Consider the following 13,258-nt stretch of genomic DNA (forward strand, 5'->3'; position numbering starts at 1 on the left):
ATGAAGGCGCTCACCTGGCACGGCAAGGGCGATATCCGCTGCGAAACCGTTCCCGATCCCGCCATCGAACACGGCCGGGACGCGATCATCCGCGTCAGCTCCTGCGCGATCTGCGGATCGGATCTGCACCTCTTTGACGGGGTGATGCCGTCGATGCATCATGGCGACGTGCTGGGGCATGAAGCGATGGGCGAGGTGGTAGAGGTCGGGCGCGACAATCAGGCGCTGTCGGTCGGCGATCGGGTGGTGGTGCCCTTCACCATCTCCTGCGGCGAATGCTTCTTCTGCCGGCGCGGTTTCTTCTCGGGCTGCGAGCGCTCCAACCCCAATGCGGCCGATGCGAAGAAGCTCTGGGGGCAGTCCCCGGCGGGGCTGTTCGGCTATTCCCACCTGCTGGGCGGCTATGCCGGGGGGCAGGCGGAATATCTGCGCGTGCCCTATGCCGATGTCGGGCCGATCCGGGTGCCGGATGGCATGCCCGATGAACAGGCGCTGTTCCTGTCGGATATCTTCCCCACCGGCTATATGGCGGCCGGGTTCTGCGACATCCAGCCCGACGACACCATTGCGGTCTGGGGCTGCGGGCCGGTCGGGCAGATGGCGATCCGCAGCGCCTTTCTGCTGGGGGCCGGCCGGGTGATCGCCATCGACACCGTGCCCGAGCGTCTGGCCATGGCACAGGCCGCCGGGGCGCTGACGCTCGACTTCATGGCCGAGGACATCTACGACCGGATCCAGGAACTGACCCGCGGCCGCGGCGCCGATGCCTGCATCGACGCTGTCGGCACCGAGCCCGAGACCAGAAGCGGCCTCGATGCCGTGATCGACCGGGTGAAGGTTGCAGCCTTCATGGGCACCGACCGGCCGCATGTGCTGCGTCAGGCGATCCAATGCTGCCGCAATTTCGGCACGGTCTCGATCGTGGGCGTCTATGGCGGGCTGCTCGACAAGATCCCGATGGGTTCGGCGATCAATCGCGGCCTGACCTTCCGCATGGCCCAGACGCCGGTGCAGCGCTATCTGCCGCGGCTGGTGGAACTGATCACCTCGGGCCGCTTCGATCCCTCTTTCGTGGTCACCCATCAGGCCGGGCTGGATGCCGGGCCCGATCTCTATGCCACCTTCCGCGACAAGGCCGATGGCTGCGTGAAGGTGATGCTGCGGCCCTGAGCCCGCCCCGGTTCTGACCGACACGCTTCCCCTCTACCCGGCCCCGTTCTCTTCCTCTGCCGTCGGCGGTTCGCACTCCAGCACCACCCGATATCCCTGGTTGTCCAGCGTATGGGTGGCGGTGACCACCGACCAGCGGCCATCCACCGGCGTGCGGATGCCTGAGACCTCGACCGGTGTTTCGGCCCGCAGCGCCGCATCGCCGGGAAGGGTGAGGCGCAGCCGACGACGGGCGCGTTCTGCGGCTTCGCCGGCGGCCTGGGCGGCGGCCCGGGCGTCCTCTGCCGAGGCGAAGCTGCGCCGGAGCGTGCGTGCCGGGGCCGATGGATCGGCACCGGGCACCTCCACCCGTTCCGATCGCCGTTCCCCGGTTGCGGTATCGGTATAGGCGGCGATCACCGCGCCATGGGCCGGGCGTTCGGTCTGGGACAGCGCCCAGTCGGTCAGCCTTTCGGCCGGCAGGGCGATCGGGTCGAGCAGCTCGCCGCCGGCGCTGCGGCCGCGCGCGGCAGAGACAAACAGCAGCCGGCCGGCCACCGGCTTCGCCACCGCGTCATGATCCTTCGCCAGCCGGGTCAGCAGGTTCAGGTCGCTCTCACCCGTCTGGTCTACCCGGGTCAGAACCCGGCCGGCCAGATCTTCGGACACGCGCGGTGTCAGCCCGTGACGGCCGGCGATCCCGGCGACCAGGTCGCCGATCGTGATCCGGTCGCGCCCCAGGGTGCGCGGCTCCTTCAGGCTGGCGGCAAAGGCGGCGGCGCTGGCGATGATCGTCATGCGGGCCGGCGGGCCGGCATGTTCCAGCCCGTCGACCTGAAACCGGCCCATCAGCTCGGGCCGGCCCAGCCCCAGCCAGAGGCTGAGGTCGACGCCGGTTCGCGGCCAGGCGATGCGGCTGTCGCGGTCGTCGAGCACGATCCGCAGCGTGTCGGCATGCATGCCGGCGGCATCGCTGACCGTCAGCGAGATCAGCCGGTCGGCGAGCAGCGGGGTGAGATCGGCATCCCCCGCCGTCAGACGGAAAATCGGGCGCATCAGTCCCAGAGCCTCACCCGTTCGCGCGCCACCGGAATGGTGCGTCCGGCCGTCGCTCGCGGCAGATCGGGCAGCAGCACGGCAAGGTTGGCAGGATAGACCGGGCCCTTCGCGGCCAGGCCCGGATTGGCGGCCAGCACCTCGGCCACCACGTCATGGCGGCCGTAATGCCGCCAGCAGATGCGGTCGAGCACATCGCCGTCGATGGTGCGGTAGAGCGTGGTCATGCGGCCTCCGAGGTGGGGTCGTCCTCGCCATAATAGGCGAGCGAAATCTGCAGATCGATCGCCCGGGCAAGGCCGCCCGGCCCGAAGACCCGGCCGGTCTCATCGATGCGGGTGATGACCCAGAAGCCCAGCACGCGGCCGTCGGACAGGGTGAAGAGCAGCGGCTGCCCTTCGGCTGCCATCGCACGCAGCTGCTCGATCTGGCCGGTCCCGCCGCGCCACCAGGGATGAAGGGTGGCCGGCAGGGTGATCTCGTCGGTGCCGGGGCCCACATATTGCAGGGCAGGGGCGCGGCCGATCCGGTCCTGTGCCGGCCACCGCCAGGCGGTTGCGCGGCGGAGTTCAGTATAGGCCACCGTGGACAGGCCGAAGCCGAACCGGCCGAGCCGGGCAAGCTGGGCCGGTACGATGCCGGCCGCCTCGGCGATGCCGCCGAGCGCCGCCGCCACCCCGGGCGGGACATAGATGGTCGCCGCCACCTGCGCGACGACGCCATCTGCCGCCGCCATCGCGCTCCGGACCCGGCCGTGAAGATCCAGCCGGCCGGCGGCCCGGCCCAGCATCGCCCCCAGATCCGATCCCGCCGCCATGCCGTCCGGCAGCCCGTCGCGTGCCACGCTTTCCAGCGCGGCCAGCATCGGGTCGGCAGCTCCGGGGGCAAGACCGTTCATCCAGCCGAGCATCACCCCGGCTGTGGCATCGGCCCGACCCTGGCCGCGCAGCATCACCTGGGCGGCGGCCCCGACCGCGTCGACCAGCGCCATGCCTTTCAGCCCCAGCCGCGGCGCTGCCGCCAGAAGCCGCGGCAGATCGGCCGCGAGTGCCCGCATCGCGACTGGCCGATCGCCGGTCCCGTCGTCGGCGGTGAGGGTGGATTGCAGCAGCCGGTCCCAGGCGGCGGCCATATCGCTGCCCGGGATCTTCGCCTGCTGCATCAGGCTCGCCGACACCGCAATCGTCTCGTCGAGCGCCACCCCGGCCGCGAGGGCCGCAAGCGCCGAGGGCCTGAGGGCCAGCAGGGCGCCGGACAGCGCCGTGCCGCGGCCGACAAGCCAGGTCAGCGCCCCGGTCAGGGCATCGGGGTCCTGACCGCTTTCCGCCTGGATGCGGAGGATGGCGGAAACGGTGTCGTCGAAGGCGCGACGCTGGGCCGCAGTGGCGCCGCCGCCGGGTTCCAGCAGATGGGGGGCAACGCCCACCAGGGCGGCGATGCGGCGCCGGATGCCCGGATCAGAGATCGTGGTCATAAAGCACTCCCCAGTCATTGTTCAGGACGCCCTGCCGGAATTCCGACGCGATGCGCTGGCCATCGGCGGGGCCGGTGACGTTGATCGTCACGTTCCAGGTGTGGCTGATGGCGGGTGGTGTATGGCCGGTGGCAGTCATGACCGGTTGAGGCGGCATCAGTTGTGGCAGGGGCGCCACCTGCTCTTCGGTCCCGTCCTGACGGATGATCCCACCGTCGAAGGAGGGCATGGGCAGAGAGACGACGTTGCCGTGCGAACCCGCCCGATCGGTGCTGGCCCCGCTCAAAAGCTCGTTGCCGGTTGCGACGATATCGTCCCAGAAGTAGACGATGAGGCCGGTTGCGGCCAGGGCTGCCAGAACCTGGGGTTTGGCGACGGTTGACATGACCACGGGGCCGATAAGAGGCATCAACCAGCGCATGATCCCGGCGCCGCTACCCAGTCGGGCGATCAGACCGCCAGCCGTCTTTGCCACCCCGCCGACCCGGCCCGCCACGCCGCCGACCGTTCCCGCCACCGTCGCAGTACCCGCGGCCAGGACCAGTGCCGAGGTCAGCCCGGGCATGGCCTCGATCAGCCGGTTGATGCCGTTCAGCAGGTCGGTCACCACGTCGGCGATGCGGGCAAGATCCGGTTCCATCGCAGTCAACAGGGTGGATACGCTGCCTTCCCAGGCGGCGGTCATGCGCTGGACGGAACCGCCAGCGCTTTCGCCCACACGCGCCGCCGCCGCTTCCAGCGATCCCGGCGGTGCGCCCTGTGCCACGCCGCCGCGCCCGGGCAGGCCGGCACCTGCGCTCAGCACGCTGGTGCGCAGCCGATCGTAATCTTCGCCGCCGGTCATCAGGCGAGCGGCTGTGCTGGCCGCCAGTTCATCGCCGAACAGCGCATCCAGATCCGGCAGATTGCCGCCGGTCGCGCGGCGGATGTCGTCGAGCACCCGGCGCAGCGGATCGGCGCCCGTTGCCTGTGCAGCCTGGACCGCGGCCCGGATATCGACGCCCAGCGCATCGGCACGTGTCGACACCGCCCGGCTTTTCAGCGCCTGCAGCAGGGCGGCCATGCCAGCGGTCGCTTCGGCACCGTCAGCGCCTGCGATCTGAAGGGCGGCGGCCAGGCTGGCGACGCCGCCGGTACCGGTCAGACCGATCCCGGCTGCCGTGCCGGCAAGGGCGGGCAGGGCAGGGACGGCGCTGCGGAAGTCGGTGACCCGGCCCGCCACGCCGGCACGGTTCAGCATCTCGAAGGCGATGCCGATCTCTGCCGGATCCAGTGCCATCTCGCGGGCGAGGCCGATGGCGCCGCCGGTCAGCGCCTCCACCCCGGCGCCGGTGGCCTGATCGGTCCGGGCGATCACCTGCACGGTTTCCAGCGCCCCGGCCGGGTCGGTGCGGTTACGCACCAGCACCTCGAAGGCGGCGGTGAGACGGGCTGCATCTCCGCCGGTCTGTGTCGCCGTCTCGTTCAGCGGCGCTATATAGCTCGTCAGGGTGTCGGGTGCGGTGCCGGTGATCGTGGCCAGCCTCTGCAGCCGGGTCGAGACCTCGATCGCGGGGCCCATTGCGTTCAGAATGCCCGAGGCAAAGCCGGTCACCCGCCCCAGATCGTCATAGGTCTGGCGAATGCCCTCGCCATAGCGCCGCACCGCCGCGGCGATCACCTCGGCGCGGTCGGCAGCTGCGGGCGCGCTGTTCTCTGCCATGGGATGTCTCCGGTCATCTGCGGGATGGCGTGGTGCCGCGCATCTGCGGCGTCAGAATCAGATGGGCACGGGCGATCGCCCGGCGGTGCCAGGCAATCGCCTCGTCCAGCGTCAGGGCGGACAGCTCGGATGGCTGCCAGCCGAAGATCAGCGCGAGGTCGGCTGCGAGGTCGTCGGGGTCGACCCGGAGCCGCTGCCGAAAAAACCCAGCAGACCCACGCAGAGCCGGGTGAAGTCGGCGGGATCGAGCCCATCGACCACGGCGGGGTCCAGCACCGGCGTCGAGGTGCGCGAGATCAGCTCGGCCACGGCGCCCACCTCCATCTGGTAGACGTCGAGCAGCTTCACGCCGCGCAGCTGGCCGATCCGCGGCCGGGTCAGCACGATCTGGTCGGTGGGCACGCCGTCGACGGTGACGGGCGTGTCGAGGCGGATGGTCACGGTGTCGGTCATGGCGGAAGATCCTGACGTGGAGAAAGGGGGGGGGGAGGGAAGGCGGGGCCGGCGATCTGCGGCCCCGCCTTCCGGTCCGGATCAGACGCCGAGCGCCGTGCGCAGATCGGACATCTGGTCGATACCGCCAATGCGGCGGACCATGTTGAGCGCGTCGATTTCCACCAGCTCCCGTCCGCCGATGGTCAGCCGGTAATAGCTGAGGGCCGCGGTGTAGGTGGTGGCGGCGCTTTCACCCGGCGTCCAGTCGCCGGGATCGACGGCCTTCCAGCGGCCGCGCATGTCGACCACGATGGTTTCGGCCTCGGTACCGTCCGAGGCCGCACCACGGGCGGTGATGCCGATCTCGGCGCCGAACAGGCCGAAATGCTCGATCATGGTCGCGGACAGCTCGGCCAGTTCGAAACTGGCTTCCAGCTTTTCGAGCCCCATGTCGATCTCGACCGGCAGATCCATGCCGCCGGCACGGAAATCTTCGGTCTTGACCGTCAGCTTGGGCAGGGTGAGCTTGGTCGCGCGGCCGAGATACCCCCGGCCGTCGACATAAAGCGCGCAGGCGCGCAGGATCTTGGGCAGCGTTGCCACGGAAAATCGCCTCTCTGTTCAGGGCGGATCGGGAAGGTGGAATGGCCGCCCGCCGCGCGGGAGCCGCCGCACGGCGGGGCAGGCTTTCCACTCAGACGGCGAGCGCTTCGGTCCAGTACTCGGCGTTGCGATGGGCGCGGAAGGTCAGGCGCTCCAGCGGTGCCGGCGGCTCGATGTCGAAATCGACATAGAGCTTGCCCGCCTGAAGGGTGGCCGGCGTGTTCAGGTCCGGGTCCAGCCAGGCCTTGCCGCCGACGATGGCGCCCAGCGCGATCAGCTCGCGCAGATAGGCGTTCACGCTGCCTTCGATATCGGCGAAGAGCTGGCGCGACAGCGGCCGGTCCATCGCCCAGAGCAGGGCGCGTTCGATGCTGTCATAGATCAGGTCCGCGGTACGGCGCACCGGCAGGAACTGCCAGAGCGGATCCTGCGCCGTGGTGCGGTTGCCCCACAGGCGGAAGCCGTTGTTGCGGATGATCGTGGCGATCTTCGCTTCGTTCAGCAGGTTGGATTCCGAATTCGAATCCGACAGCGCGAAATCGACCGGGCGCGAGATGCCGACGATGCCGGCGATCTCGTGATTGCTGGGCGACCACCAGAAGCCACGCTCGTTGTCGATCCGGGCGATCAGCCCGGCAACGCGGGCAGAGGCGGGCTCTGCCACGGCAGCATCGGTTTCCTGCGACCAGACCATGACCTTGGGGTCGACGACGAACAGGCGGTCGGAGCCGAGCGACTGGCCATAGGTCAGGGCGGCGGCCGTGGTGGTGGCCGGGCCGTCGGCGATCACCACCGCCCGCATCGACGGCGCGACCGACAGCAGGGCCGCGACCACCGGGTTGGCGGGTGTGCCGCCATCGGTGCCCTGATGGGTGAAGCCGGTGGCGATCAGGATGCGCGGCGAGGCGCCGAGTACGGCCTGTGCCGCCTTCAGCGCGTGCACGCCGGTGCCGTCGAGGCTGCTGCCGGCGACATTGCCCAGCGTGTCGGCCTCGTCGGTGCCTTCGGTGACGCGGATCACCGCGACCACGGCGCCGGCCTGGTCATAGATGCCGGCCAGTGCCTTGGGCAGGCTGCCGCTGTCGCCCAGGCCGGCGAGCTGGCGGCGATTGGTCACCAGCACGGGCGTGTCGAGCGGCCAGTCGGCGGCGACCGCGTCGGGTGCGGTGCCGATCAGGCCGATCACCGAGGAGCGGACGGTCTGGATCGGCCGGATGCCGTCGTCGACCTCAAGCACCTCGATGCCATGGAGGAAATCGGTGGCCATGGATCAGTATCCCCTGAGTGCGGTGCGCGCCGCGGTCACGGCGGCCTCGATCGCGGTGGCATCGTCCAGCAGGTCCAGACCCTGCTTGGCCGAGACGCGGATGGCCTCGATATTGGCGGCGGCAGCGATCCAGGCGGTGCGGGCGGCCAGGATCTCGTCGGCCAGCGCGGCCACGGTCATGGCGCGGGCCTGGGCCTCGGCCGTCAGCATCGGCCAGGCCGAGGCGTCGGCCGGCCGGCCGGCCGCGACGAAGGCCGCGGCGGCTTCCGCCTTCATCTGGTAAATGCCGTCCTGGCCGGCGAGCGGGCTGGCATGGCGGCCACGGGCGGCAACCGCAGCCGCGTCGATCGCGCGCCGGCCCTGTTCGCGGGCATCCTGAAGCGCGGCTGCGGCATAAACCCCGGCTGGCAGGCCCAGCATGGCCGCAGCATCGGCATCGGTCACGCCGGCATAGCGGCGCCCGTCATAGATGATATCCATAGGGGAAGCCTCAGAGTTCGGTGGAGGAGAGGACGTTGTAGACGCGGCCGGTTGCATCGGTCTTCAGACCGGCCATGAGGTCGCTATAGGTCAGGCCTTCGGGCAGGACGTTGTTCGATGCGCCGAAGATCGCCGGCTGCTGTGCGGCATTGAGCAGCACGCCCCGCCCGGCAGTGCTGCGGGTGATGGTGCTGCCGTAGATCTGCAGCCACATGCTGGCGGTGCCGGAGCTGCGGTTAACGAACGACGTCGTGCCGAGCGTGATGTCGCAGAACAGCACCCCGACCAGGGCCCCCATCATATCGATGCGGCGGACCAGGCCATCGGACGGCACCGTCTCCAGATCGGCGGGGGTCGCCGTTTCCAACGCGCAGTAGACGAAGGAGACCGATGCATCCTGAACATAGAAGCCATAGACTTCGTTCTCATCTGCGCTGAGCCGCTGACGGATGATCGGCCTGTTGCCGGTCGTCAGGTTGGCCTGAGAACGGAACTGGATCGTCTTCCTGCGCAGATAGATGTCCGCATCGATATCGTAAACATGCGGCGCAGCCGCCAGATAGATGATCCCGTGACCACCCACCGGCACGGCATCACAGGCGGCTTTAAGAGTGCGGAAGGGCTGGCTGCTGCTGGTCCCGGAATTGGTGTCGGCACCGGTTGCGGCATTCAGATAGTAGGTCTTCGAATTGTTCGGGATCGCGTTCAGCGCATTGGCGACCGACTGGTCGATCGTCTGCGCCTTGGTGCGATAGGTCTCGTAGAGCGAGTCGACTTTGCCCGTCAGGGCGGCGATCTCGGTTTCGAGGGCGGTGAAGGCCATCGATCAGGCTCCTTCGGCAAAGCGGGCCATTGCCTCGATATAGGCAGGCGACCCTTCGTGGTAGACGGGGTGGACGGGGTAGCGGGTGCGGATCAGGGTGGTGCCGCCACCGTCCTTCGACACAGGTGGCAGGAAGACCCGGACACCGCTGGCACGGACCGCGCGGGTGGTACCGTCGGCATCCAGGGCGAAGCGTGCGCCGGCGCTGGTGTCGGCGTCGTCGCCCGCGGTTTCGCCCTGGAACAGGCTATCGGGCGTGAACCAGTTGACGCTGGCGGCACGATAGCCGTTGTAGGGGGAAGCCTCGGTGCCGGCACCGGTGATGGTGGTCTGTTCGGGGATGCCGTAGGGGTTCCAGCTCTCCAGCGGCGTGCGCAGGATCAACTCCAGCGGGATCGCCCAGCTCGCCCGATAGGTGCGGCCGTCGCGCTCGAAGCCCGAGACGCGTTCCTGCGTGGTCAGGGCGGCCCAGAGGGTGGGATCGTTGAAGCCGCGGTGGAAACCGGTGCGCCCTGACGCATCCGGCACGCTCAGGCTGGCACGCCGGCTGTAATAGGCGGCGTTCAGCGTGGTGCCGGCGCTCCAGCCGGTGATCTGCTTCCACTCACTGTCTTCGAAATACTCTTCCAGCAGGCTGGCGCCGGCACCATCGAGCCCCGGAATCTTCTCCATCCAGGTGTCGGGGGTCTTCAGCGCGAAACGGGCATAGCGGCTTCCCTCCACATCCGCCGGCACTTCGCTGCGCATCCGGGTCGGCACATCGTCGACGAAGGCGACCATGTCCGAAATCTTGTGATCCTTCAGCGTCGAGACGGTGCGGGTCAGGATGCGGTAGCGCAGCACAGCGATCTGAGGCCGGCCGCGGATCGACCGCACGGCCACCGGCACGAACGGGTTGTTCTCGGCCCGCAGCTTGGCACCGGTGGTGTCGATCATCTGGATGGTGTTCAGCAGCCCCGCCGCCGAGGTATCGTCGGCCTGGTGACGCGGGGAATAGAACGAGTCCGCCACGCCGCCACTCTCGGGCAGCACCTCCCACCAGACCTCGGCATAGGCCAGGTCCCAGCGGAAATGCTGGGCGTCGGCATCGGCGATGCTGCCATCGGTCACCTTGTGCAGCAGGTTGCGCATCTTGGTGATCTGTTCGGCAGGCGTACCCGTCACCGACGCCGGCACCGTCACCGGATCCTGGCGACGCACCGCCAGATAGCCGCTGCCTTTCGCAGCCGGCGTGTTGTCGACATAGTCGTTATGGCGGGTGCGCAGGTACCAGCCGTTGACCACCATGCCGAGTTCCGCGAGGCCCATCACGCCCGCCAGATTGGCGTGATCATGGGCGTTCAGCGCCGCATAGCCGATCGTGGTCGGCCGGTACCAGGGCTCTTCGCCGCGGCTGCGGATGTTGTACTGGCGGGTGACGATGATGCCGGACTGGCCGTTGGCGCGCAGCACTTCGGCCTGCGATTCGGCGGCCGATGCGGCCGAGAGCGCCAGGCTCGCCGCCAGTCGTTCGGTCGATGCGACCCGCTCGCCGACCTGCCGCTCCAGCAGCAGACGGTACTGTTCGGTTTCCTGGCCGATAAGGCGCAGCTGCTCCTTGATGTCGCGGATCTCGGCATCCCGCTCCAGCCCCCGCCGGCCCTCGTCGGTGAAGGCGGCGCTGAGTGCCGTGGCGGCGGTGGCGCTTTCGGCGATCGCCGGCTCGATGGCAAGGTCCAGCGGCTGGCCCTGATCGACGATCTCGATCGCGCCCAGTGGCACGTCGGTGACCGTCAGCGTCAGGCCGAGCAGGAAGCGCACCGGCGCGGTCTTGTAGCCGAGCGCGCCGGAACTCATCGACCAGAGCCAGACCAGCGTGCCGTCTTCGGCGAAGAAGCCGACCTCGCGGATCCAGTATTCGCCGTCGTCGACGATCGCCGCAGACAGCGCCAGCTGGTGATTCTGCGGGTCGACCTCGGCATGGGCGATCTCGACCCGCGCTTTTTCAGAGGTGAGGGCGGTGGCGGATGCAAGCGGCGTGTAGCCGGCATCGCCCACCGCGACATGGGTGATCTTCAGTTTCAGACCGGCCGTGTCGGCGTCGAGAATCGCCTGCTGGCCGGCGGTCGTGGTAACGACCTGGAGATTGGTGGTCATGAACGTCCTCTCGTCAGGATGCGGCCGCCATGGCGGTGGCAAGCACCACCGGGCGCCGGAGGATCGCGGCGGGATACAGGTGCAGGTCGACCTGTGCTTCGATGTCGGCCAAGGGGACCTCCGATCGGGTGTGGGCCAGGGCTGCCGGGCGGGTGAGGGCGGCACCGATCCGATGCACCGGCCCCGCCGCGGCAGAGAGATGGCGGAAGGGCACGGCGGCCGTTCCGTGGGTGAGGCTTGCCGGCCGTGTGAGCCGGGCGGCGACCGCCTGGCCGACCCGCACCGATCCCCGGGGCTCCGGGGTGGCGGACAGGTCGTGCGACACCAGCGTCGAGCGGCGCATGGCGCCGCCGATTTGCGGTCCGGCGCCGAAATCGGCGCCGATGCGCAGGTCGAAATGCACCCGGGCCGGTGCCGTGCGTTGCAGGATTTCGGTCAGATCGCGCGCCAGATCGTCTATCGTCCAGTCGGGGCCGCGATCGGCGTAGTCGTTGGCATAGGCATCGACCAGCACCGTGTAGGGCGCCCCCTCTACTCCCGGATCGAACCATTCTCTGAGCGAGATCCGGGTCTTGAGGGCGCTGAGCGCGGTGTGGACGGCGGCCGGGGTGCCGCGGGTGGCGCGGGTCTTCAGCATGCTGCGGATGACGTTGCGCTTGACCTCGGCCGGCCAGCCCGGGCGCCAGTAATCGACCCCCACCGCCCAGGCGAGCCACGGCAGCCGGTCCTCGGGGCAGGCATCCACATCCCAAAGCGGCTCGATCGGCACCGGCACATCGCCGATGCGGGCGAAACCCTCGTCCAGCCGCCGCTCCAGGCGGGTGGCGTTGGGCGGCATCAGGCCCTTGAAGCCGTCACTCATCGCCCACCGTCCCGCCATCGGCCGGATCGGTGTCCAGCGTCACCTCGATCGCCTCGCACCAGGCGGCCTCGTGGGCCTCGGGCAGCAGATCGCCTGCCGGTTCCAGCAGGCGGACCCGTTCCACCCCGCCCTGATGCAGGGCCTGCATCAGGCCCGAAATCGCGACCGGCGTACCCAGCATCCGGCGGGCCTCGACATAGCGGGCGACCGATGCGGTGCCGTCGGCCATGATCACCTCGGCATCGGGCAGGCTGGTGATGGTCAGCTTTGCCACCACCCGGTAGGGCAGAATGCTTGCGGCGGCGACGCTCACCCGGTCGGTCAGCGGCCGGACGGTCCGGTCGTTGGCGGCGTCGAGCACGGCATCGAGCAGGGCGGTCAGCCGTGCCTGATCTTCAGGCGTGCCCGACGGTCGCCATTCCGGCAGCACGGTCACCACCACATCTCCGGGTGCCGGAGAGGTCGCGATCGCATCGCGGATATCGACCGACACATCCAGTGCCCGGGCACGATAGGCCGCGGCGGGGCCGGCCACCGACCAGCCGTCGGGCGTGGTCAGCACGCGGCTGCGCAGGCGGTCGTCGGTTTCATCGGCAATCCGCGACACGCCGTAAAGCGCCGCCAGATGATCCAGATCGGTGCCGGTCGCATAGGCCAGCATCACGCTCTGTGCTGCATCGTTCACCCGCTGGCGCAGCAGAAGCTCGCGATAGGCCACCACCTCCACCAGCTTGCGCAGAGGCTCGCTTTCCAGCTGCAAGGCGCCCTCCAGCGAGGGGCTTTTTTCCACGAGGTCGGCGATGATCTCGTCGCGGATGGCCTCGGCGGTCAGGGTTTCCACCACATCCGGCCGGGGCAGGCGCGACAGGTTGAGCGGCGCGTCGGTCACAGGATCAGTCCTTCAAGAACCAGGGGGCGGCCGTCGGGGCGGTAGACGGCGTCGATGGCGATCTCCAGCCGGCCGGTGGCAGCGTCGGCCGCGACCAGCCGGACCCGGTCGATCCGGATCCGCGGCTCCCAGCGCGCCAGCGCATCGGCGGTTTCTGCCGCCACATCAGCGGCGAGCGCCGCACCCAGCGGCCGGTCGATCAGCGCCGGCAGGTCGGATCCGTAATCCCGCACCAGCACGCGGCTGCCCTTGGGTGTGGTCAGGATGTCGCGGATCGACTGGCGGACATGGTCCAGCCCGCCGAGTGGCCGGCCGGTGGCGCGCGAACTGCCACCGATGCCGCCGTCGGCGACGGCGGTCGCGAATGTGGTCAGGGTCATGG

At 69.3% G+C, this 13,258-nt stretch carries 15 protein-coding genes; 1 reads left to right on the forward strand and 14 read right to left on the reverse strand.

Annotated features, from left to right (window positions below; translation table 11 throughout):
- The gene (locus TMO_RS20820; RefSeq protein WP_014752762.1) at positions 1-1,170 is read left to right on the forward strand and encodes a zinc-dependent alcohol dehydrogenase; all 1,170 of its coding nucleotides are present in this window, start codon (positions 1-3) and stop codon (positions 1,168-1,170) included.
- Positions 1,171-1,203: 33 nt separating this feature from the next.
- Here the strand turns inward: TMO_RS20820 and TMO_RS20825 are convergent, their stop codons facing one another.
- The 14 genes from TMO_RS20825 to TMO_RS20885 all read right to left on the reverse strand — a co-directional run bounded on the left by TMO_RS20825 (position 1,204) and on the right by TMO_RS20885 (position 13,256).
- The gene (locus TMO_RS20825) at positions 1,204-2,205 is read right to left on the reverse strand and encodes a contractile injection system protein, VgrG/Pvc8 family (protein WP_014752763.1); all 1,002 of its coding nucleotides are present in this window, start codon (positions 2,203-2,205) and stop codon (positions 1,204-1,206) included.
- Entirely contained in the window at positions 2,205-2,432 is a 228-nt protein-coding gene (locus tag TMO_RS20830; RefSeq protein WP_014752764.1) for a tail protein X, read from the reverse strand. The genes TMO_RS20825 and TMO_RS20830 overlap by 1 nt, the downstream gene beginning before the upstream one ends.
- Complete coding sequence (locus TMO_RS29820; RefSeq protein ID WP_014752765.1) at positions 2,429-3,679, reverse strand: phage tail protein; 1,251 nt, start codon at positions 3,677-3,679, stop codon at positions 2,429-2,431. Before TMO_RS29820 ends, TMO_RS20830 begins: the two co-directional genes overlap by 4 nt.
- Positions 3,663-5,381 (reverse strand): phage tail tape measure protein, encoded by a 1,719-nt coding sequence (locus TMO_RS20840; protein WP_014752766.1) that lies wholly within the window; start codon positions 5,379-5,381, stop codon positions 3,663-3,665. Before TMO_RS20840 ends, TMO_RS29820 begins: the two co-directional genes overlap by 17 nt.
- A gap of 13 nt (positions 5,382-5,394) precedes the next feature.
- Entirely contained in the window at positions 5,395-5,604 is a 210-nt protein-coding gene (locus tag TMO_RS32870; RefSeq protein WP_081599066.1) for a GpE family phage tail protein, read from the reverse strand.
- Positions 5,529-5,834: a phage tail assembly protein gene (locus tag TMO_RS20845; protein WP_014752767.1), complete on the reverse strand. Its 306-nt coding sequence runs from the start codon at positions 5,832-5,834 to the stop codon at positions 5,529-5,531. The genes TMO_RS32870 and TMO_RS20845 overlap by 76 nt, the downstream gene beginning before the upstream one ends.
- Before the next feature lie 81 nt (positions 5,835-5,915).
- On the reverse strand, positions 5,916-6,419 hold the full coding sequence (locus tag TMO_RS20850) for a phage major tail tube protein (RefSeq protein ID WP_014752768.1): 504 nt from the start codon (positions 6,417-6,419) through the stop codon (positions 5,916-5,918).
- Positions 6,420-6,510: 91 nt separating this feature from the next.
- A complete protein-coding gene (locus tag TMO_RS20855) occupies positions 6,511-7,686 on the reverse strand; it encodes a phage tail sheath subtilisin-like domain-containing protein (RefSeq protein ID WP_014752769.1) in 1,176 nt (391 codons plus the stop codon).
- 3 nt (positions 7,687-7,689) lie between these two features.
- Positions 7,690-8,166, reverse strand: coding sequence for a hypothetical protein (locus TMO_RS29825; protein WP_014752770.1), 477 nt, complete (start codon positions 8,164-8,166; stop codon positions 7,690-7,692).
- A 10-nt stretch (positions 8,167-8,176) separates the two neighbouring features.
- Entirely contained in the window at positions 8,177-8,989 is an 813-nt protein-coding gene (locus TMO_RS20865) for a hypothetical protein (protein WP_014752771.1), read from the reverse strand.
- A gap of 3 nt (positions 8,990-8,992) precedes the next feature.
- On the reverse strand, positions 8,993-11,125 hold the full coding sequence (locus TMO_RS29830) for a phage tail protein (protein ID WP_014752772.1): 2,133 nt from the start codon (positions 11,123-11,125) through the stop codon (positions 8,993-8,995).
- A 13-nt stretch (positions 11,126-11,138) separates the two neighbouring features.
- Positions 11,139-11,987, reverse strand: coding sequence for a phage tail protein I (locus TMO_RS29835; protein WP_014752773.1), 849 nt, complete (start codon positions 11,985-11,987; stop codon positions 11,139-11,141).
- Positions 11,980-12,876 (reverse strand): baseplate J/gp47 family protein, encoded by an 897-nt coding sequence (locus TMO_RS20880; RefSeq protein WP_014752774.1) that lies wholly within the window; start codon positions 12,874-12,876, stop codon positions 11,980-11,982. Before TMO_RS20880 ends, TMO_RS29835 begins: the two co-directional genes overlap by 8 nt.
- On the reverse strand, positions 12,873-13,256 hold the full coding sequence (locus TMO_RS20885) for a GPW/gp25 family protein (RefSeq protein WP_014752775.1): 384 nt from the start codon (positions 13,254-13,256) through the stop codon (positions 12,873-12,875). The genes TMO_RS20880 and TMO_RS20885 overlap by 4 nt, the downstream gene beginning before the upstream one ends.
- Between the last annotated feature and the right edge of the window lie 2 nt (positions 13,257-13,258).

The organism is Tistrella mobilis KA081020-065 (genome assembly GCF_000264455.2).
GTDB lineage: Bacteria > Pseudomonadota > Alphaproteobacteria > Tistrellales > Tistrellaceae > Tistrella > Tistrella mobilis.